Annotated in this window: 18 protein-coding genes; 4 read left to right on the plus strand and 14 right to left on the minus strand. The window is 34.3% G+C overall.

What is annotated here, in order from left to right:
* Positions 1-20: 20 nt before the first annotated feature.
* The 7 genes from EB819_RS12105 to EB819_RS12135 all read right to left on the minus strand — a co-directional run bounded on the left by EB819_RS12105 (position 21) and on the right by EB819_RS12135 (position 9,460).
* Positions 21-458: a hypothetical protein gene (locus EB819_RS12105; protein WP_069800083.1), complete on the minus strand. Its 438-nt coding sequence runs from the start codon at positions 456-458 to the stop codon at positions 21-23.
* A gap of 78 nt (positions 459-536) precedes the next feature.
* Positions 537-3,155, minus strand: coding sequence for a TonB-dependent receptor (locus tag EB819_RS12110; protein ID WP_069800085.1), 2,619 nt, complete (start codon positions 3,153-3,155; stop codon positions 537-539).
* A gap of 175 nt (positions 3,156-3,330) precedes the next feature.
* A complete protein-coding gene (gene nadC / locus EB819_RS12115) occupies positions 3,331-4,203 on the minus strand; it encodes a carboxylating nicotinate-nucleotide diphosphorylase (RefSeq protein WP_069800087.1) in 873 nt (290 codons plus the stop codon).
* A gap of 36 nt (positions 4,204-4,239) precedes the next feature.
* Positions 4,240-5,814 carry an L-aspartate oxidase gene (nadB, locus tag EB819_RS12120; RefSeq protein WP_069800089.1) on the minus strand — a complete coding sequence of 525 codons (1,575 nt, stop codon included), beginning with the start codon at positions 5,812-5,814 and terminating at the stop codon, positions 4,240-4,242.
* A 116-nt stretch (positions 5,815-5,930) separates the two neighbouring features.
* Positions 5,931-6,407: a ribonuclease HI gene (gene rnhA, locus EB819_RS12125; protein WP_069800091.1), complete on the minus strand. Its 477-nt coding sequence runs from the start codon at positions 6,405-6,407 to the stop codon at positions 5,931-5,933.
* 87 nt (positions 6,408-6,494) lie between these two features.
* Positions 6,495-8,060 carry a replicative DNA helicase gene (gene dnaB, locus EB819_RS12130; RefSeq protein WP_069800093.1) on the minus strand — a complete coding sequence of 522 codons (1,566 nt, stop codon included), beginning with the start codon at positions 8,058-8,060 and terminating at the stop codon, positions 6,495-6,497.
* A gap of 164 nt (positions 8,061-8,224) precedes the next feature.
* Positions 8,225-9,460: an MFS transporter gene (locus EB819_RS12135; RefSeq protein WP_069800095.1), complete on the minus strand. Its 1,236-nt coding sequence runs from the start codon at positions 9,458-9,460 to the stop codon at positions 8,225-8,227.
* 59 nt (positions 9,461-9,519) lie between these two features.
* Here EB819_RS12135 and EB819_RS12140 point away from each other — a divergent pair, with 59 nt between their 5' ends.
* Positions 9,520-9,855 (plus strand): DMT family transporter, encoded by a 336-nt coding sequence (locus EB819_RS12140; RefSeq protein WP_069800097.1) that lies wholly within the window; start codon positions 9,520-9,522, stop codon positions 9,853-9,855.
* Here the strand turns inward: EB819_RS12140 and EB819_RS12145 are convergent, their stop codons facing one another.
* The 3 genes from EB819_RS12145 to EB819_RS12155 are packed head-to-tail and all read right to left on the minus strand — an operon-like array spanning position 9,856 to position 11,927.
* Positions 9,856-10,155, minus strand: coding sequence for a type II toxin-antitoxin system RelE/ParE family toxin (locus tag EB819_RS12145; RefSeq protein ID WP_069800099.1), 300 nt, complete (start codon positions 10,153-10,155; stop codon positions 9,856-9,858).
* The gene (locus EB819_RS12150) at positions 10,139-10,378 is read right to left on the minus strand and encodes a hypothetical protein (RefSeq protein WP_069800101.1); all 240 of its coding nucleotides are present in this window, start codon (positions 10,376-10,378) and stop codon (positions 10,139-10,141) included. Before EB819_RS12150 ends, EB819_RS12145 begins: the two co-directional genes overlap by 17 nt.
* Before the next feature lie 46 nt (positions 10,379-10,424).
* Positions 10,425-11,927: a GH3 auxin-responsive promoter family protein gene (locus EB819_RS12155; RefSeq protein WP_069800104.1), complete on the minus strand. Its 1,503-nt coding sequence runs from the start codon at positions 11,925-11,927 to the stop codon at positions 10,425-10,427.
* A gap of 136 nt (positions 11,928-12,063) precedes the next feature.
* Here EB819_RS12155 and mfd point away from each other — a divergent pair, with 136 nt between their 5' ends.
* From mfd to pth, 3 genes are all read left to right on the plus strand, one after another.
* Entirely contained in the window at positions 12,064-15,489 is a 3,426-nt protein-coding gene (gene mfd, locus EB819_RS12160) for a transcription-repair coupling factor (protein ID WP_069800106.1), read from the plus strand.
* A gap of 30 nt (positions 15,490-15,519) precedes the next feature.
* Entirely contained in the window at positions 15,520-16,407 is an 888-nt protein-coding gene (locus tag EB819_RS12165; protein ID WP_069800109.1) for a hypothetical protein, read from the plus strand.
* A 92-nt stretch (positions 16,408-16,499) separates the two neighbouring features.
* Entirely contained in the window at positions 16,500-17,063 is a 564-nt protein-coding gene (gene pth / locus EB819_RS12170) for an aminoacyl-tRNA hydrolase (RefSeq protein WP_069800111.1), read from the plus strand.
* A gap of 51 nt (positions 17,064-17,114) precedes the next feature.
* Here the strand turns inward: pth and EB819_RS12175 are convergent, their stop codons facing one another.
* The 4 genes from EB819_RS12175 to EB819_RS12190 form a co-directional block, all read right to left on the minus strand.
* Positions 17,115-18,248, minus strand: a complete 1,134-nt coding sequence (locus EB819_RS12175) for a hypothetical protein (protein ID WP_069800113.1) — start codon at positions 18,246-18,248, stop codon at positions 17,115-17,117.
* On the minus strand, positions 18,232-18,948 hold the full coding sequence (locus EB819_RS12180; protein WP_124878770.1) for a phosphatase PAP2 family protein: 717 nt from the start codon (positions 18,946-18,948) through the stop codon (positions 18,232-18,234). The genes EB819_RS12175 and EB819_RS12180 overlap by 17 nt, the downstream gene beginning before the upstream one ends.
* Positions 18,949-19,228: 280 nt before the next feature.
* A complete protein-coding gene (locus tag EB819_RS12185) occupies positions 19,229-19,864 on the minus strand; it encodes a carbonic anhydrase (RefSeq protein WP_069800117.1) in 636 nt (211 codons plus the stop codon).
* Between the two features lie 97 nt (positions 19,865-19,961).
* Positions 19,962-21,551 carry a SulP family inorganic anion transporter gene (locus EB819_RS12190; RefSeq protein WP_069800119.1) on the minus strand — a complete coding sequence of 530 codons (1,590 nt, stop codon included), beginning with the start codon at positions 21,549-21,551 and terminating at the stop codon, positions 19,962-19,964.
* Positions 21,552-21,680: the final 129 nt, after the last annotated feature.

The following is a 21,680-nucleotide window of genomic DNA, read 5'->3' on the forward strand; positions in this document are numbered from 1 at the left end:
AATTTTACACCTTTCCTTTTTTATACTCCGAAAACTTTAGCCCAAGGGAAAGCGTAGCCAAATAATAGCAATGCCAGAACTCCCATGAAAACTACTTTTAGTGCTAAGGTTTCGTTCTTTTTTAAATATTTGTTGATAATGGTCAATAAAATAGCTGCCACGAGCATAGAAAAAGGATGCTCTACGAAAGTTACTCTATTGTACGAATTGCTCATTAATGTTCCTTTTTCTAATGCTGCTTTTAGTCCTGGAGAAAAAACAAGCATTGCAATCCCGATTAAAAATTGTAGGTGAAACAAAATCATGGTAAAAAGGGTAGATTTTTTTAATAGCTTGCTGATTTTACCAGAATAACCAAACATAGCCAACAATAATGCTACGATGAAAACTAATGCTGCTACTAAAATTAAATAACCGAAACCTTTGTGAGCTTCTCTAATAATGTTAAATGTATCCATATTTTTTATTTGTTACAAATATAAAAAATCCCGGCAAATATAGCCGGGATTCGTGATTTATAAAATCTAAAATTGTTTTTAGAAGTTGAATGAGAATGTTGCAGCCCAAGTTCTACCAAATCCAAAGAAAACTTGGTTTTGTTGAGAAACACCGTTCCATTCTCCTGCTTGTACATAGCTTGTGTAAGAAGGAGCAGAAGAACCATAAGCTGCGTAATCAGCTGCAGAAAGGTTGCTCTGGTAGTTAGTGTTAGATTCTGCAATGTAAACTTTATCAAAAACGTTATAAACGTTTGCTCTTAGAGTAAAGTATTGCTTAGCATTAAGGTTTACCTTGTAAGATGCACCTAAATCAAAAAGTCCAAAACTAGGAAGTTTAAGAGCACCTAAGTTTCCAGCAGCTTGACTTTGGAAGTTGATAGGGTTTACGTTAGCGTATAGATTGTTAACATATCTGTATGTTCCATCTAATTTGAAGTTTTTAGCTGGTTCAAGAACGAAACCTGCAGCATAAGTATTCTGAGCAGATCCTCCTACTTTTACTTTGTCTAAGTAAAGTGTGGTTCCAGCAAAGCTAGTTCCAGCGATTTCTTCGTTTGTTTCAGTGAAGTAAGTACCAGTTGCATTTCCTTCATAATACCAATCTCCTACAGAAACCATACCTGTGAAAGATAAATATTGGTTTACTTTTACGCTACCATCTACTTCTACACCTCTGTGAATTTCAGTAATTCCAGCAATGTTAGCATATGCGTTAGTAAATGTTACTCCTGGGTTGTTTGGATCTGGAATATTTAAATTACCTCTTCTTAAGAATCTATCTTTCCAAGAAGTTCTATAAACGTTCACGTTAAGGTTTACAGCAGATGAACGGAAACCGTATCCTAATTCAGCACCAAAAATCTTTTCATTGGTAAGATTTGGGTTTAAGAAGTTTTTATTGTTAGGATAAACAGCGTTTAAGAAAGGTTGCTTAGAATAGTAACCGATGTTTCCAAAAACGTTATGGTGATCATTAATATTATAGTTGATTCCCCCTTTAATATTGTAACCAACTAAATTTTTGAAACCAGTTTTAGTATTAAGTGCTGGGTTTTTAGAAGTAGGTTGGTTAGTTGGAGATGCTAATGTTCCGTTTAATAAAGAAACACCATCTACGATAAAGTGGTCAATTCTTTGGAAACCTTGGTTAGAAACTGCACCTTGTACAAATGCTGATAAATTATCATTAGAATATTCTAACTGACCGAAACCACCATACCAAAGTACTTCTCCATCATTCCAGTAAGAAATCATATCTGCTTCTGGATCAATTTTTCCTCCAAAAGGATTCCAAGTAGGAGTAGCATCATGAGAATTTACGATAATTCTTTGACCAGTTGGGTTACTTGTAGAAATAGCATTTTTGTTAGTAGTATCTCTGAAGCCAGTAGCTCCTAAGAAATCACTTACTACTTGGTAGTGGTAACCATAGTAATATCTACCATCAATACCTGCGGTAAGTTTTAAGTTGTCATTAATTTTTTGGTTAAAACTAGAAATGATACCAAACCAGTTGTGAGAGTTGATAGAAGCTCTTCTTACTAACACACCAGCTGTAGGTGTAGAAGCTGCATTTGCTGCATAAATTGCGTCAAAGTTAGCCGTTCCATCAGGAAGTCTCCAAGCTGCGTTTGAGAAGTTTTTACCTCCCACTGAACCAGTGTCTCCAGTACCACCACCTCTACCAAAAGAAGCGTATACTACTGTATTAAGTTTAGAAGCAGAAGAAATGTTCCAGTCCCAGTTTAAAGACATTACTGGTTTGTGGTAGTAGTTTCTTCTCATAGAGTATTCCTCTCCATTTAGAAGTCCCCAATCTGCGTTATATTTTCTGTTTGGATCACCACCATTTACACCACCATATTTAATATAGTTAGCGATAGTAATGAAAGATGATCTTTGGTTGTGCCATTGTGGAGCACCAGTAATGGTAAATTGGAAATCATGTTTACCGTTTTGGTAACCTAATGCCCAATAATAATTATATCCTTCGAATTCTGTACCATTAGCATACATGTTACCAGCAGTTCTACTTAAAAGGAAAGAAGTAGACCATCCTGTAGACATTTTACCGCTATTGTAAGCAAATAGAGTTTTTAAGTAATCGTCATTAGCAACACCTATAGAAACAATTCCTCCTTGTTTTTTGTCAGCAGCTCTAGTTACTACGTTAATAGTACCACCTACAGAAGCAATAGCTAATTTAGATGAACCTAGACCTCTCTGTACTTGCATAGCAGAAGTTACATCTGATAGACCAGCCCAGTTTGACCAATATACAGCTCCGTTTTCCATATCGTTTACAGGAACCCCATTGATCATTACCGCTACGTTTTCTTGAGCAAAACCTCTAATGTTAATTTTAGAGTCTCCAAAACCTCCACCAGATTTAGTTGCATACACAGAAGGAGTAGTGTTTAGGACTTCTGGGAATTCTTGGTTACCCAATTTTTCTACAATTTGTGCTTCTTTAATAGTAGAAACAGCAACTGGAGTTTTTCTGTCCTTAGCGATATCTGCCACCCCAGTAAGAACTACTTGTTCTATGTCTTTTGAGTTGATAGAATCTTTAGTTTTTTGCGCAAATGCTACACTAGCAGCACTTAATACAATAACCACAGAAAGTCTTGACTTTCCTAAATAGTTGATTTTCATAAAGTTATATTATTTCAAACATTGTTTTATCGCTATGCAAAATACATTTTTTTTTTTTAACTAAAATTAACATAGTGTTAAAATTTTATGAAATCCATAATTTTTTATCCACAATGAAACTTTTGATTTTCAATTTGATACAAAAAAACACGCTATTAGCGTATTTTTATTATTTTTAATTTTTTATGGCTTTTAAACTTAAATCTATATTTTCTGCGGAATGGGTAAGTGCTCCTGCAGAAATATAAGTGACACCTGTTCTTGCGATTTCGTTTAGTTGGTCTCTTGAAATTCCTCCTGAAGCTTCGGTCTCACACTTTCCTGCAATTATTTTTACCGCTTCTGTCATGGTTTTTACATCCATATTATCTAGCATAATTCTATCAATTCCTTTTCCTGCAAGTTTTGCAGCTTCTTCTACTTCGGCTAGATTTCTGGTTTCTACTTCTACCTTTAGTTTTAATTTATTTTTTTTGAGGTAGTCTTGCGTCATTTTCACTGCATTGGTAATGCTTCCGTTGTAATCTATGTGATTGTCTTTTAGCATAATCATATCATACAATCCGTATCTGTGATTGGTTCCGCCGCCAATTGCTACCGCCCATTTTTCACAAATTCTGAAATTTGGAGTAGTTTTTCTCGTGTCAAGCAATTTGGTTTTGGTTCCTAAAAGTCTAGAGTCCCATTCATGAGTTAAAGTAGCAATTCCGCTCATTCTTTGCATGCAATTTAGCACTAATCTTTCTGTAGAAAGGATAGAACGCGCACTTCCTGTAACGATGAAAGCAATGTCGCCAACTTTTGCGTTTTCTCCATCTTTAATAAAAACCTCTACTTTTAAATCTTTGTCAAAAGTTTTAAAAATAATTTCTGCTAATTCTACACCAGCCAAAATACAGTCTTCTTTTACCAAAAGTTTAGCACTTTGTACCAATTCTTTAGGAATGGTAGAAAGGGTAGAGTGGTCACCGCTTTGAATATCTTCTTCTAAAGCAGATTTTATAAATTGTTTTAAGGCTTTATCGGTTACGTAATGTGGACGTTTCATAGATGTAAATTTCAAGTTTTTATCTGTGATGAATCATTAAGCAAAATCTTTATTGTAAAAAGCACCTTTGTTTTCTTTCATCGCCAAAGAATGCTTAATAATAAGGTAAGAAACATTCACCAGATTTCTTAATTCTGATAATTCTGGCGAAATTACTGAATAATTATACAATTCTGTAACCGCTTCGTAGATTTCTCTTTGTTTTTTTTGAGCAAGTTGCAATCTCTCGTTGCTTCTTACGATACTTACCAAATCGCTCATCATTTCTTGAAGTTGTTTTCTAAGATAAGTGATGAGTACTTTTTCTTCCATTACTTTCATGCCTTCTTCATTCCATTCTGGTACATTTTCTAGGTCGAAGTAATTAAATTCATCTTTGTGAAGCAATTCTATAGATTTCATCGCAGCATTATGACCATAAACCAAACCTTCCAAAAGTGAATTAGAAGCGAGACGATTTGCGCCGTGCAATCCAGAATTGGTGCATTCTCCCACTGCAAATAGATTTTTGATAGAAGATTGTCCGTCTTTATCTACCACGATTCCGCCCATTAAATAATGACTAGCGGGAACCACAGGAATCAGTTGTTTAAATGGATCAATTCCTTCATCCATGCATTTTTGATAAATATTAGGAAAATGTTCTATAAATTTTTCTTTATCCATTTCTCTACAATCAAGGCCTACATATTCATCACCAGAAATTTTCATTTCGTTGTCAATGGCTCTTGCGACAATATCTCGCGAAGCTAATTCTTCTCGCTCATCATATTTATGCATGAATTTTTCACCATTTTTGGTTCTGAGTTTTGCGCCGTCACCGCGTACTGCTTCCGAAATTAGGAAGAGCATTCCGTCTCGTTTAGAATACATTGCAGTAGGATGAAACTGAATGTATTGCATGTTAGAAACTTTGCCGCGAGCTCTGTGTACAAAAGCAATTCCGTCTCCTGTGGCAATTTTTGGATTTGTGGTGTTTTTATAAACGTGACCAGCTCCTCCAGTTGCTACCATGGTTACTTTTGCGGTAATTTTTTTTATTTTTTTATTTTTTTGGTCTAGAACATAAGCTCCATAACAAGAAATATTTTCTAAATCAAAGTTTTTATTGGGAATGTGGTGTTGAGTGATTAAATCAATAACGTAATGATAATCAAGAATTTCTATATTCGGAGATTTGTTGCAATATTCTAAAAGTGCCCGTTCTATTTCGGCACCTGTAATATCTTTATGGTGAACAATTCTAAATTCGGTGTGACCACCTTCTCTTCCGAGTTTAAACTCGCCATCTTCTTTTTTGTCAAAATTTACGCCCCATTCTACAATCTCACGGAAACGGTCTGGTCCTTCTTTGATAACCATTTCTACCACTTCTCTATTGTTTTCGTAATCTCCAGCACGCATGGTATCGTCTATATGTTTCTGGAAATTATCTGTGTCTAAATCCATCACCACAGCCAATCCACCTTGTGCATATTTGGTGTTGGTTTCGTCTTCTTCCGCTTTGGTGACGATGGTGATTTTAGCATCTGGTAATTTTTCAGAAATTTTAATGGCGTAAGAAAGTCCCGAAATTCCTGAGCCGATTACCAATACATCTGTTTTTATCATTTTAAAAATTGAGATTTGAAATTAGAAAGTCTGTAAAACTATATTTCAAATGTAAGGATTTTGAAAAGAATAGGCGGAGTTCTGCTAAAGAAATTGACTATAATCTTTATTCAGATTTAGAACAATCCGCCCTCTTTTTGATTTTCAAAAAAAGCATCTATTTTTAAATTCGATGATTGAGAAGCTTTTACAGCGAGTTGGTCGCAGATTTCATTTTCAGGATGACCAGCATGACCTTTTATCCAATGAAATTCTATTGTATGTTTTCTGAAAAGTGGAACAAATCTTTGCCACAAATCTGGGTTTTTCACATTTTTAAACCCTTTTTTTATCCATCCGAAAATCCAATTTTGGTTGATGGCATCAGCTACATATTTAGAATCGGTGAAAACATGAACGTTTTCCTCGGGATTTTTTAACTTTTCAAGTGCTTCAATCACCGCGAGAAGTTCCATTCTATTATTGGTGGTCAAACGGAAACCTTCGGAAAAAGTTTTTTGATATTTTTTTTCAGGAACACGCATGAGAATTCCATAGCCACCCTTTCCAGGATTGCCACTACAAGCGCCGTCTGTGTAAATTTCGATTTTCATGTAAGTAAATTCGTGAAACGGAAAATTCGTAAAATCGTGAGCAAAAATATACTTTTACAATTTTACGAATCTTCGATTTTACATTTTTTAGAACGGCATTTCAGCATCATCGTCGTCATAATTCATGGCAGAACCAGAAATATTTCCGTTATCTGGTAAGCCAAATGCTGCACCTGGATCTATGGAAACTCGCAATTTATCAAAACCATTTGGTTCATCTTGTTGCGCAAAACCAGAAGAATGATAGCTTCCGAAAACGTCTAAATCTGAGAATTTGGCTAAACTTCCGTGGAAACTTAATCTTACATCTGCAATAGAACCGTTTCTGTGCTTAGCAATGATAAGTTCTGCTTGGTTTGCAGAAGGTGTTTCGTCTTCCCAAGTGTCAATTTTATAATATTCTGGTCTGTAGATGAAAGAAACGATATCTGCATCTTGCTCAATTGCTCCAGATTCTCTCAAATCCGAAAGTTGAGGTCTCTTATTTGGACGGGTTTCTACGGTTCTGGATAACTGAGAAAGTGCAATAACAGGAACGTTTAATTCTTTTGCAATCGCCTTTAATGAACGAGAAATGGTTGCAATTTCTTGCTCTCTGTTTCCGCCGCCTTTTCCTCCAGAATTTGCGGTCATCAACTGTAAATAATCCACCATGATGATTCTTACGCCATGTTGCATTACCAATCTTCTGCATTTTGCACGGAAATCAAATACTGAAAGTGCAGGTGTTTCGTCTATATAAAGCGGTGCGTTTTCAAGAGCGGCAACGTTTGAGAATAGTCTTTGCCATTCTTCTTCAGACATTTGTCCTTTTCTCAATTTTTCAGAAGAAATTCCTGTTTCTGAGGCAATCATCCTTGTGATAAGCTGTACAGATGCCATCTCCAGAGAGAATAGCGCCATCGGAATATTGTGTTCTACCGTGATGTTTCTCGCCATAGAAAGTAGAAATGCGGTTTTTCCCATTGCAGGACGTGCCGCGATGATGATTAAGTCAGAACTTTGCCATCCTCCTGTTTCTTTGTCTACATCTCTAAATCCTGATGGAATACCAGACAGTCCTTCTTTGTCTTTTAAAGACTTAATTTTATCAATCGCTTCTTTTACCAAAGAATTTGCGGTGTCAAAACCTTTTTTGATGGTTCCATTGGTAATTTCGAAAAAAGATTGTTCGGCTTTATCTAGCAATTCAAAAACGTCTGTAGATTCTTTGTAAGAACTGTCAATTACATTCGCAGAAACATTAATCAAACTTCTGAGAATGAATTTTTCTAGAATTACACGAACGTGATATTCTATGTGAGCGCTCGAAGAAACGCCCATGGTAAGGTCAATAATGTAATGGTCACCTCCAGCAAAACCTAGTTTTTCTTCTTTTTTGAGCTCTTGGATTACGGTCATTAAGTCTACAGGCTCGTTTTTTTCGTACAATTTTAAGATTGCAGAAAAAATAACTTGATGTCTCGGGTCGTAAAAAACCTCGGGAGTTAATAAATCTATAGAATAATCTAATCCTTTTTTGTCAATCAAAAAAGTTCCAATAACCAATTTCTCGAATTCAACTGCATTAGGCGGCATTTTGCCTGCTGAAATAGAAAGTTCCTTCGCGAAATTACCATGTGTTAAACTTGATAATGTTTCCTTCTGTGCCATTGCACAAAGATAGAATTTTTAAAATTTTTTTGAGGTTAAATCTGCTTTTTGCGGATAATAATCTGCAAATGCTTTGTTAATGGAAGATGAGACGAAATTCCGAATGTTGATAAGTTTTTGACTTATTGATATTTAAACTTTTTTGAAAATAATGCTAGGCTTTTTTAATATTCCATTTTTCTCAATTTTGGAACGAATTTCCCTACAAAAAGTGCAATAAGAACGGTCATGGTTCCTCCAAAAACGACTGACCTTACCACACCTAAAAGTTTCGCAGCAACACCGCTTTCAAATTGTCCCATTTCATTGCTCGACATAATGAAGATAGAATTTGCACTCATCACCCTTCCTCGGATATGATCTGGAGTTTTCAACTGTACGATGGTTCCTCTAATCACGACTGAAATTCCGTCAAAAATTCCGCTCAACATAAGGAATAAGAAAGACAACCAGTAGAGTTTTGACAAGCCGAAACCAATGATGCATAAACCAAATCCAGCTACTACACCGATTAAAATTTTGCCCTGATTTTTTCTTAATGGAATGAAAGAAAGCGTTACAATAATCATCATCGAGCCAATATCTGATGCAGCGTTGAGAAGTCCGAAACCATCAGCTCCTACTTTTAAAATATCACTTGCGAAAACAGGAATCATGGCAACTGCACCGCCAAAAAGTACGGCAAACATATCTAAACACAATGCTCCTAGAATTTCTTTCGTTCTATAAATGTAAGTGATTCCTTCTTTCATAGAAGCCCAAACTTGCAACTCATTTTTATGATATTCTGACTGTTGTTTTTTGATTTGAAAGAAAAATAAGGATGCCAATAAAATTAAAAATAAAATAACGACAAGAGTCCATTTTATAGTAATTAAAGCGATAAGAAATCCTCCAATTGCGTGTCCTGAAACAGATGCAGTAAGAAATGTAGCTTGGTTTAACGTAATAGCGTTAGCTAATTTTTCTTGTCCCACAATTTTGGGAATCATTACTGGAACAATCGGGCCGATGAAAGCTCTACAAATTCCTGTAAGAAATATAATTCCGTAGATGTAATAAGTGATTTCGTGACCTGTAAAATGAAGATTAGATGAGTAAAATGCAGGAATTAATAACAACGCAATCAGCACAAAATATCCCGAAGTGCACAAGAGAAGCATTCTTTTTTTCTCGTTCATGTCGATAACATGACCAGCGTACAAAGCTGTAGAAACCGCAGGAATAACTTCCGAAAGCCCTATCAAACCTATAGAAAATGGATCTTTGGTGAGCTGATAAACCCACCATCCTAATAACGTGGCGAGCATTCTAAACGCTAGAATTAGAAAAAATCTTCCAGTAAGTAAGTTTCGGAACTCTTTATTTTTTAGAGTTTTAATGGGCTCAAGAGAAATCATTGAGCAAATATAAAAGAAATAGAAATATTTTTTTAATAGTTAAAGTCTATATTTGTGCTATGAATTGGTTAATACTCATCATCGCAGGATTATTCGAAACGGCATTTGCGTTTTGTTTAGGAAAAGCACAAGAAACTACAGGTAAAGAAAACCTTTATTGGTGGTCTGGTTTTGCAGTTTGCCTTTTTTTTTCTATGTTTCTCATGTACAAAGCTATTGCTGGCGAAAACGGTTTGCCAATTGGTACAGCTTATGCAGTTTGGACAGGAATTGGAGCGGTAGGAAGCGTTTTGATGGGAATCTTTTTCTTTAACGAGCCAGCCACTTTTTGGCGCATCTTTTTCGTGTCAACTTTAATTATTTCAATTGTAGGACTGAAGTTTGTAAGTGAGTAATTAGATTTTTCTTTTCTTAGGATTTTGTCTATTAGAAAAGAAAGATAAAATTTCTACAGTATTGTTTATTTCTCGGTAATAGATTGAATTGTATTTAAGCAAGATTGCTTTTTGAATTCCTTTTTTGTCAGAAATGGGAAATATTTTAGGATTGACAGAAATTAGCTCTAAAGTTTCTTCTAATTTTATTAAAAGTTTTGAAATTTCTTTATCAGAAAATTCTGTTTGTAAATATTGAATGGTTTTTTCTAATTCAGAGGCTGCATGTTCTGTCCAAAAAATTTTATAACCACTTTTCATATTTTTTTCTTATTTCAGAATGTGGTTTTAGCTTTCCAGAATTGGCATCTTCTAATCCTTTTTCAATAGATTCTTTTTCTTCATCAGAAGTTTCGTCCCACCAATCTTTACTTTCTTTATTTTTGAGTTCTAGAATTTTATCAATCATAGAAACATCGTTCAATGAAGTTAACCATTGAATAAGTGCCAATTTTTTGCTTTCTATGTTAAAATCTAAATTCATTTCCACAAAATATTAATCAAAGATAAAAAATTATTTCATCAAAAATCTAGATTTTAAAAATCTTTAAAAAATCGCCAATTTTTCTATCATTTGCCAAACGTGGAATTTTGTTTTGTCCGCCCAGTTTTCCTTCAGATTTTGCGTATTCTTGGAAAGCGTTTTTCTGCAATTTGGTGATTTTTAAAACTTGCAAAATATTTCCAGAAATCAAATCATCATAATACGTGTTTCTTTTGCGCATTTCTGCATCAAGGTTTTGACGGAAATCTTCTAAATTTTCTGGCTCTTTTTCAAATTCTATAAACCATTCGTGATAAGGTAATTCTCCATTTTCGGGATTTACCTGTGGCGCTAGATGAAACTCCGTAATTTGTGCTGGGAATTTCTCCACTGTTGCTTTCATTGCTTCTTCCACTTCAAAAGCAATCACGTGTTCACCAAAAGCTGAGGTGAAATGTTTGGTTCTTCCAGAAACTAAAATTCTGTGCGGATTTTTTGAGATAAATCTTACTACATCACCAATAGAATAAGCCCAAAGTCCAGAATTTGTTGTCAAAATCAACGCATAATCTTTATTGAGTTCCACATCTTTCAAAGTCAATCTTGGAGCGTCTGGTTTACCATACAACTCTAGCGGAATAAATTCATAGAAAATTCCGTGATTCGATTGTAGTAAAAGTCCTTCTTTTTCATAATCATCTTGAAAAGCAAAAAAGCCTTCACTTGCAGGAAACGTTTGAATAATATCTACTTTTCCTCCCAATAATTCTTCCATTTTTTCACGGTAAGGTTCGTAGTTTACACCGCCTGTTACAATGAGTTGAAGATTCGGAAAAAGTTGTTTTATTTTCTTGCCATTTCTTTCGATGAGCTTTTCAAAATACATAATTAACCAAGGCGGAATTCCCGAAATCAGCGTCATGTTCTCCTTTTCGGTTTCTTCTACAATTTTATCTACTTTGGTTTCCCAATCTTCTATGCAATTGGTTTCGTAGCTCGGCAATCTGTTTTTTTGCAAATATTTTGGGATATGATGCGCTACAATTCCTGAAAGTCTGCCTGTTTTTATATCGTTAATATCTTCCAATTCTGGTGAACCTTGCAAGAAAATCATTTTTCCGTTTACAAAATCAGCATTATTTTTTTGCGCAATATAATGGAAAAGTGCAGATTGTGCTGCTTTTACCTGATAGTCCATTCCTTCTTTGGTCAAAGGAATATATTTCGTTCCAGAAGTGGTTCCAGAAGTTTTTGCGAAATATTCTGGTTTTTCTGGCCAAAGAATATTTTTGTCGCCATGTTTTACTTTTTCTACAAAAGGTTTTAGGTCTTCGTAGTCAGAGATTTTCACATTTTTTTGAAAATCTTCTACCGATTTAATTTTCGAAAAGTTATGCTGAAGTCCAAAAAGTGTTTTTTCGGATTTTTTGACCAAATCTATTAACAATTTTTCCTGAAGAACTTCGGCGTTATTTTTGAAGTCTTCTGTTTTAGCAACATGGTTTTTCGCCCAAATTTTGGCGATGCTTTTCTTTAAGAAATTTATCATTTGCCAAAGTTAAAAATAAGTTTTGAAAAAACTATCTTTGCACCGTCAAACGATTTCGGAGCAACCCGAAATCGCTTTTGTCGTTTTATCAATTTTTGAAAAACGATGAAAAAAATTACAATTTTACGATATTACAATGCTAAAAAATATTAGTCAAACGCTTATTCCTGAGTTTTTAAGAAAGAATTTTGGAAAAGAAATTTTTGAAAATTTAGACCAAAACCAACATATTTCTGTGAAAGGTTTTGCAGGTTCTGTTCCGTCTATTTTGGTGGCAGAATTATTTCTTACACAGAAGAAAGATGTTCTTTTTATCATTGACGATAAAGAATCTTCTAATTATATCACTTCGGAATTAGAGGAAATGATAGGCGAAGAAAACGTTTTGTATTTTCCTGAAACGCATTTAGAACCTTATCAAGTTGAGAAAACTCAAAATGCAAACATCGTTTTACGAACCGAAGTTCTCAATCGTTTGAATTTTGATAAAAAGAAAAAAATTATCGTTGCCACCGCTTCTTCGCTTTCAGAAAAAGTGTTGAAAAAGGAAGATTTCAAAGCGATTTCTCACACGATAAAAGTTGGCGACCAACTGGATTTTGATTTTACTGAAGAATTATTGAATCAGTTCAATTTTAATTATACCGATTTCGTTTCTGAACCTGGAGAATTTTCTGTGAGAGGCGGAATTGTTGACGTTTTTTCTTTCGCTTACGAAAAACCTTTCAGAATTACTTTTTTCGGAAATGAAGTAGAAAGTATTAAGGAATTTGACATCGAAACTCAACTTTCCACAGGAAAAGTCAATGACTTTGAATTGGTTTCTAATATGAATTTTGCGGTTTCAGGAAGCAAGGTTTCTCTATTGGATTTATTGCCAAAAGATAGTTTCATTGTGACTAAAAATGCTTATCTCACCGTAAAAAAACTCAAAGATTTCTACGAAAAAGCAGAACAAAAATTTGAAACGTTAAGCAAAGAAATCAAGCATCAAAAACCAGAAATTCTTTTCGTTTCTGATGAAGTTTTCCTGCAAAATTTAGAAAAATTCAAAAGTATAGATTTTTCATCTGTCATTCTGAATGAAGCAAAGCGAAATGAAGAACCTCTTAAAAATAAAATAGATTCTTCGGCTTCACTTCGTTCCGCTCAGAATGACAAAATTAAAACGATAAATCTCAATCAAACCGCACAACCAACCTTCCACAAAAACTTTGAGCTTCTCGCCGAAGATTTAAAAGAAAAAAAAGAAGAAGGTTATGAAACTTGGATTTCTTTTTCGGGAGAAAAACAAAAGGAAAGATTAGAGAGTATTTTTGAGGAGCTGAATCACGATTTACCGTTTAAATCTTTCAAATCTGAGCTTCATGAAGGCTTTGTAGATTACGAACTAAAAGTTTCGGTATATACAGATCATCAGATTTTTGATCGTTACCAAAGATATAAAGCCAAAAATTCTTTTGCCAAATCTGAGCAATTAACGCTAAAAGATTTAATGTCTCTAAAAGTGGGCGATTACATTACGCATATTGACCACGGAATTGGAAAATTCATGGGATTGGTGAAAGTTACCAATGATGGAAAAACACAAGAATGTTTCAAATTGACGTATAAAAACAACGATTTACTCTACGTTTCTATTCATTCGCTTCATAAAATTTCAAAATATAACGGTCCAGATGGAAGAGAAATTGTTCTGAATAAATTGGGTTCTCCAACTTGGAAAACTTTAAAGCAAAAAACCAAAGCAAAAGTTAAACAAATTGCATTTGACCTCATCAAATTATATGCTCAGAGAAAAACGGCAAAAGGTTTTTCGTTTTCGCCGGATTCTTATTTGCAGAATGAATTAGAGGCGAGTTTCATTTACGAAGATACTCCAGATCAGGAAAAAGCAACGCAAGATGTGAAAAATGATATGGAAAATGATGGTGTAATGGACCGCTTAATCTGTGGAGATGTAGGTTTCGGAAAAACAGAAGTGGCAATTCGTGCGGCTTTCAAAGCGGCAACCGATGGAAAACAAGTCGCGGTTTTAGTTCCTACCACGATTTTGGCATTTCAACATTACCGAAGTTTCAAAGAAAGATTGAAAGATTTTCCTGTCAGTATTTCCTATTTGAACCGTTTCCGTTCTGCTAAACAAAAAAATGAAACCAAAGAAGGACTCAAAAATGGTAAAATTGATATTGTTATCGGAACGCATCAATTGGTAGGAAAAGATATAGAATTCAAAGATTTAGGTCTTTTAATTATTGACGAAGAACATAAATTCGGCGTAAATGTAAAAGATAAACTCAAAACGTTAAAAGCAAATATTGACACTTTGACTTTAACCGCAACGCCAATTCCGAGAACGCTTCAGTTTTCTTTGATGGCAGCAAGAGATTTATCGGTCATTAAAACGCCACCGCCAAATCGTCAACCAGTTGATACACAAATTATTGGATTTAATGAAGAAATTCTTAGAGATGCGATTTCTTACGAAATTCAAAGAGACGGACAGGTTTATTTCATTAATAATAGAATTGAAAATCTGAAAGATATTGCAGGATTAATTCAGCGTTTGGTTCCAGATGCGAGAGTCATTACAGGTCACGGACAAATGGACGGAAAAGAATTGGAGGCCAGAATTCTGGATTTTATGGAAGGGAAATATGATGTTTTGGTTTCCACCACGATTGTAGAATCTGGAGTAGACGTTCCGAATGCGAACACGATTTTCATTAATGATGCGCAGAAATTCGGGATGGCAGATTTGCACCAAATGCGAGGTAGAGTTGGGCGAAGCAACCGAAAAGCGTTTTGTTATCTGATTACGCCACCGTTTGATATGATGACTTCGGATGCCAGAAAACGTTTGGAAGCGATAGAGCAGTTTTCGGATTTGGGAAGCGGTTTCCAGATTGCGATGAAAGATTTAGAAATCAGAGGAGCTGGAGATTTACTGGGAGCAGAACAGAGTGGTTTTATCAATGAAATGGGCTTTGAAACCTATCAAAAATTGATGCAAGAAGCTTTGGAAGAATTACAAAATGAAGACGATTTCCAAGATTTATTTGAGAATGAAGAAGACCGCAAAAAATTATTCAAATCTCAGAAAGAAGTCAACATTGATACAGATTTTGAGTTGATGTTGCCAGATTCTTACGTGAATTCTACGGAAGAAAGACTGTCTTTATATCAAAAATTGGCAGAAATCCTTACTAAAGAAGAATTGCAAAAATTTGAAAATGAATTGGTTGATAGATTCGGGAATTTACCGAAAGAAGCCATCAATTTACTGAAATCTGTAGAACTGAAATGGCTCGCAGCGGAAATAGGTTTTGATAAAATCGTGATGAAAAACGGAATCTTTCTAGGCTATTTCCCAGATAATCCTCAAGATAAATTTTACCAAAGCGAAAAATTCAGAAATATTATCGCTTATCTTTCTCAAAATCCACAAGAAGCTCAACTTAAGGAAAAATCTGGCAAAGAAGGCAATCAACTCATGATGAGAAAAGATGGTGTGAAAAATGTAGATGAGGTAAATGTTCTATTGACCAAAATTTTAAGTTAGAAAATTGTACTTTTGTAAAAAATAAAAATCATGAAAATCAAACATTTTTGGCTGGCCTTAGTTTCTTTATTTATTATTTCTTGTGCGCCAGAAACATCTTCTTTCTTAGGTTTAGATTCTACAGGTGGCGGTAACGGAAATGGAGGTGGAACAGGAAGTGGTGGCGGAACAGGAACTACCGGAACTAAAGTTTTGGCAAAAATCAATACCTTTGATGATAATGGCGATCCTTTTTCTTTCAGTTTTACTTACGCCAATAAAGCAATTTCTAAAATCACTACTTCTGATAATTCTTATACTTCTATCATTTCTTACAATAATGGTAAAATTTCTAAAGTGGTAAGTGTTTTGGTAGATGCAGAAACCTCTGAAGATGTTACCATTACCTCTATTGTGAGTTATAACGCAACAGGAAATATTGCTAAAGTAGAAGCTACAGAAGTAACCAAATTAAGCGGAACTCTTATTAACACTACCCAAAAAGTGAGCACTTATGTCTATAATGCTGCAAACCAGGTTGCTAAAGTTACTCAAGAATATTCTATGGCAGGAATTTCTACCCAAACTGGAATTTTTGAATATACTTACTCAGGGAAAAATCTTACTAAAATGGTGTTTACAACTAAGCTGAGTTTAGGTCAAATTCCAGATGTAATTGTTACGACCAATTTTTCGGGATATGATAATAAGATTTCGCCAACTTCTACCTTAGGAAATAATTATAACGAGTTTTCTATGTCAGAAAAAGGATTAGGCGTTTACGGAATGTCTAATAATTTTACCAAAGTAGAGATGACAGAATCTATGATGGGAACCACAACTACAGAAACGGTTTCTTACACTTATGACTCACAAAATTATGCTACTTCTATGACGGTTTCAGGTGAGAAAAGTACTTTTGAGTATATGAGTTTATAAAATTTATAAAAACAAAATTTCATCTCAATCTTCTACAAAGGTTGGGATTTTTTATTTTCAAAAAATTATCTTTGCAAAATCAATAAATATTCATGAAATACTTAATCGTAGGTTTAGGAAACAAAGGTGAAGAATACGCAGAAACGCGTCATAATATTGGTTTTAAAGTAGCCGAAAAAATTGCACAAACTTTAGAAGCTCCGTTTAAATCAGCTAATTTTGGTTGGATTTCTGAAGGAAAATACAAAGGCAGAAAAGTTTTTGTTCTTAAACCAGATACCTACATGAATCTTTCTGGGAATGCCGTTCGTTTTTGGATGCAGAAAGAAAATATTCCGTTAGAAAATGTTTTGGTGGTTACGGATGATTTGGCACTTCCTTTCGGAACTTTAAGATTAAGAAAAAAAGGTTCTGATGCTGGTCATAATGGTTTAAAAAATATTCAGGAAGTTTTACAAACACAAAATTACGCAAGATTGCGTTTCGGGATTTCTGCAGATTTTTCCGAAGGAAAACAAGTAGATTATGTTCTCGGGAAATGGAATGAAGAAGAACTCAAAACTTTGCAAGACAGAATAGATATTTTCGCAAAAGCGTGTTTATCATTCGTTTTTGCAGGAGTTAATAATACGATGAATACTTTTAATGGGAAATAGTTGACAGTTGTTGGTTGTCAGTTGATAGAAAATGCCGACAACCAACAACCATCAACCAACAACCAAATTCTTCCTAAAAATACAATACTCTTTATATAGGTTAAAACCTTCCAATTTCTCAATTTCGCCACGCATTTTGGTGTTGTCTTTCATAATTAAATGAGAATCCACCGTTTTGAATCCTAATTTCAATGCAGAACCGAAAAGCATGGTTGCCAAAACCGCATCCAGACCTTTGTTTTGATAATTGGGATGAATCGCGCCCAACAAAAGTTGAAGCCTTTTTGAAGTCTTCATTGCCCATAAAATTCTCGCCCAACCAAAAGGTAAAATTCTACCACGTGAATTTTTTATCGCTTCGCTTAAATCTGCCATTGCAATGATGAAAGCGAGCAATTCGCCGTTTTCATCGGTAATCATTTTGATGAGTTTTGGATTAAGAAGTGGCAAAAAACGTTCGGCAAATTCCGTCATTTCGTCTTCGGTAAGTTTTGTGAAGCCGTAAATTTCGGTGTAGGTTTTGTTGATGAGGTCAAAAACAGGTTTTACATAAGGTTTCACCGCTTTTGTCGAGGTAAATTCTACCGTTTTTATCTTTAAATTTTTAGAAACTCTTTCGTTGAAATTTTTATATCTGTTCAGAATTTGTGCAGTAATCGGAACGTCATATTGCACCAAATCTACAAAATTTTCGTAATGATTTTCCTTGATGAAATCTACCATAAAAGGAAAACTGTGATTGGTGACGAGCATTGCTTTTTCTTCGAAACCTTTGGTAAGAAAACCTTGAGGTTCTTTGTCTGAAAATGCCATCGGTCCGATGATTTCTGTGCAGTTTTTAGATTTTGCCCAAGTTTCCACCGCAGAAATTAAAGCATTGAAAACTTCCTTATTTTCAAAGCATTCAAAAAAGGAAAATCTAGCGTCATTTTTTCCATGAAATTTATTGTAATCGGTAGGAATTACGCCCATAATTCTGCCAACAGCTTTTCCGTTTTCGTGTGCAAGGAAAAGAACTGCTTCATTATGTTTAAAGAGTGAATTTTTGTCTTTGTCAAAGAATTTTTCATCATCCATATACAACGGATGAAGCCAATTTTTATGGTTTTTATGAATTTTTTCGGAAAGATAAATAAACGTTTTTAAGTCTTCTCTGGTCTTAACTTCTTTAATTGAAACGGACATCCAATTTATGGTTTAAAAATTTGTAAAACTTAAAGGTAAGAAAAAATACAATCGGCGCAGAAATAAATCCCGCAACTACATCTACAAAATAATGCGCCTTAATGTAAACCGTAGAAAACATCAATAGAACAACAAACGGAATGAAATATTTTACTGATTTTCTAAAATTTTGATACAACCAAAAAATAACAATCCAAGAAATTCCTACGTGTGAACTTGGGAAAGCAGCGGTGGGAACTTCGCCATTTTTTTGAATGAGTTTGACCATATTTCCGAAAATTCCTTTGGCTTCAATCGTGTTTTCTGGAAACGGAAAATAAAACTGAGGACCTTCTGCTGGAATCAATATAAAAGTGAAATAATACAGTAAAAATGAAGCGATTAAAATGAAACTAAATTCTTCTATTTTCTGTGGAATTTTGAGATAAATAATCAAAAAAGTAGCCAATGGTAATAGGTAATATGAAAAATATCCGAAGTAAAATAGTTCGCTGAAATACAATGAATTAAAGTGTTTTGAAAATTCGATGGAAGGCTGAAAACCGAATATTTTTTGGTCTAAATGAGATAGAAAACCATCAATTTTTGGGAAAATTAAAGTATTTAAAATCGCAGTTTCTTTGTATAGAAAAGTCATCAAAGCGTAAATCGTAATTCCTTCGACTAAGTAAAAAATCTTGGAAGAAATTTTATTTTTCAAAAAAAGAAATGCTAAAAAAATAATTAAAAATAAAAGTCGGACTCCAAAAAAATTGAGGTCTAGAAAAAGGCTTGGTTGTGTAAAAAGTACTACTAATTCTATTCCGCAGAAATAGAAAAGAATGGGCAACCAAATTATAGATATGTTTTTCAAGAGGGTGAAAATTTCATCAAAAGTACAAAAAAAGCCCCTAATTAAGGGGCTATAGCGAGAAAGTGTTAATTAAAAATCAAAGTTATATGAAGAAATTCTCGCTTGTGTTATATGTTAGTCGCAAAAACTAGAGCCATGTTACAACTCCAGTTTCCACATCGTAATTTGCACCTACAATTTTTATCTTTCCTTCTTTCTCTAAATTTCTTAAAGTAGAACTTTGGTGACGAATATCTTCGATGGTTTTTTTGATATTACAAAGCGTTAATCTATCTAATAAATCATCATTTTTAGAAGAACGTTCTTCTCCTTCTTTGATGATTTCGTGGATGCAAGGCTCGAAATGATAGATAAGGTGATTAAGATTGTCCATCCCGAGTCCTTCAATTTGAGGAGCATCTAGTCCACCTTTTAGAGCGCCACATTTGGTATGTCCTAAAACCACCACCAATTTAGAACCTGCTACATTACAAGCAAATTCCATAGAGCCTAAAATATCTTGATTGGCAAAATTTCCTGCAATTCTGATGCTGAAAATATCACCCAAACCTTGGTCGAAAATAAGTTCTGCAGAAGTTCTACTGTCAATACAACTGAGTACCGTAGCAAAAGGCCATTGTCCTTCTCTGGTATCGTTTACTTGCTCAAGAAGGTTTCTGTTTACTTTAAGATTGTTTACAAATCTTTGGTTTCCTTCTTGTAAAAAAAGAAGTGCTTTTTCTGGGGTAATCGTAGATTGAGTTTCTGAAGTATGTGCTTTCATAATTTTTTCTTTTAATTTTTTTAAAAACCTTTTCGGAACGCTGAAGTTGGTTCCGAAAAGGAAACAATGTTAATTTAATAGGTATGAAGTTATGATTTTAAATTACTCTTCTGTGTGAGATGGTAATGTGTGAATGTTGGTCGTTTTCATATTCTTTGTAAGAAGTTTTGAAACCTTCTAAAACCACTTCTATATCTTCTTCTCTAGCTCTTACATTGGCAAAATCCGATATTAAATCGATGATGTCATCCGATACATAAGAAGTTTTCTTAGCATTAATTATCACTTTAGAGTTGGGTTTAATATTTTTAAGCGTTTTTTTGATGGCTGCTTTATTTAAGAATGAAACTTCTTCTGCCAAATCTATGGTGATTTCATCAGCGCTTTCTAGATCTTCTCTGCTCAAATAATAAGCACGTTTCATGTTTCCGAGCAACAAGAACAGAATACTGATGGCTAAACCAATTCCTACTCCTTTTAATAAATCTAATGCCACCACTGCAATAATAGTAGCGATGAAAGGAATAAATTGATATTTTCCTTTGCTCCAGAAATGGCTAAGTTTTGCAGGACTTGCTAATTTATAACCTACCATTAATAAAACTGCTGCTAAAGTCGCCAAAGGAATTTTGTTCAATAAGAATGGAATAGATAAAACAGATACTAACAATAAAATACCATGAACAATAGCCGAAATTTTACTTGTTGCACCAGCATTAGCATTTGCAGAAGTTCTTACTACCACCGAAGTCATAGGTAAACCTCCAATAAAAGAAGAAACTAAGTTGCCAATACCTTGTGCTTTCAACTCTAAGTTAGTATCTGTTATTCTTTTGTGTACGTCCATTCTATCTGCAGCTTCTATACATAATAATGTTTCTATGGAAGCTACTACTGCGATAGTTGCACCAATAATCCAAACTTGCGGATTAAGAAATCCTGAGAAATCTGGAAAGGTAATTAAGTTTTTAAAATCTTCTACCGATTGAGGAACCGGAAGTGTTACCAAATGTTCACTAGAAATTTCTAGAGAGCTTCCTCTGAAAACTTCATTGAATAAAATCCCAACAATTACCGCTACTAAGGCTCCTGGTAAAAGTTTAATTTTTTTGAGGAAATTCACTTTTTCCCATGTAATAAGAATAGCCAATGAAATAATCGTTACCAAAACGGCTCCTGGTGTGATGGCATTTGCTAATCCTGATAAATATTCAGATAAATTAAAACCATCAAAAATCTGAAGGTTTCCTTCAAAATCTTTGTCGTAACCTATTGCGTGAGGAATTTGTTTTAAAATAATAATGACTCCAATTCCGGCTAACATTCCTTCGATAACGTTATTGGGGAAATAGTTAGAAATACTTCCTGCTCTTAGAAAACCAAGTGCCAATTGTATAAAACCTGCAATTAAACCTGCAGTTAAAAATAATTCGAAACTTCCTAAATCGGTTATGGCTCCTAAAACGATGGCTGCTAAACCTGCAGCTGGTCCAGAAACGGAAATGGGAGAGTTGCTGATGAATCCTATCACGATTCCGCCTACAATTCCTGCTAAAATTCCAGAAAGTGGTGGTGCACCAGATGCTAATGCAATACCTAAACAGAGTGGTAATGCTACGAGAAATACTACAATTCCCGAAGGAATATTTTCTTTTATTCCGCCGAATAAAGTGTTTGTTTTTTTCATTGTATGAATATCGATATGAGTTTACAATCAATTACTTAGAGATGAGTAATCAATTCTAATGTTTGAAAATTTAATTTGTTAAAAAGCGTCAAGGAACAGCCCATTTTTTTGAAAAAAGGCATAATTTTC

The organism is Cloacibacterium normanense, assembly GCF_003860565.1.
GTDB classification, from domain to species: domain Bacteria; phylum Bacteroidota; class Bacteroidia; order Flavobacteriales; family Weeksellaceae; genus Cloacibacterium; species Cloacibacterium normanense.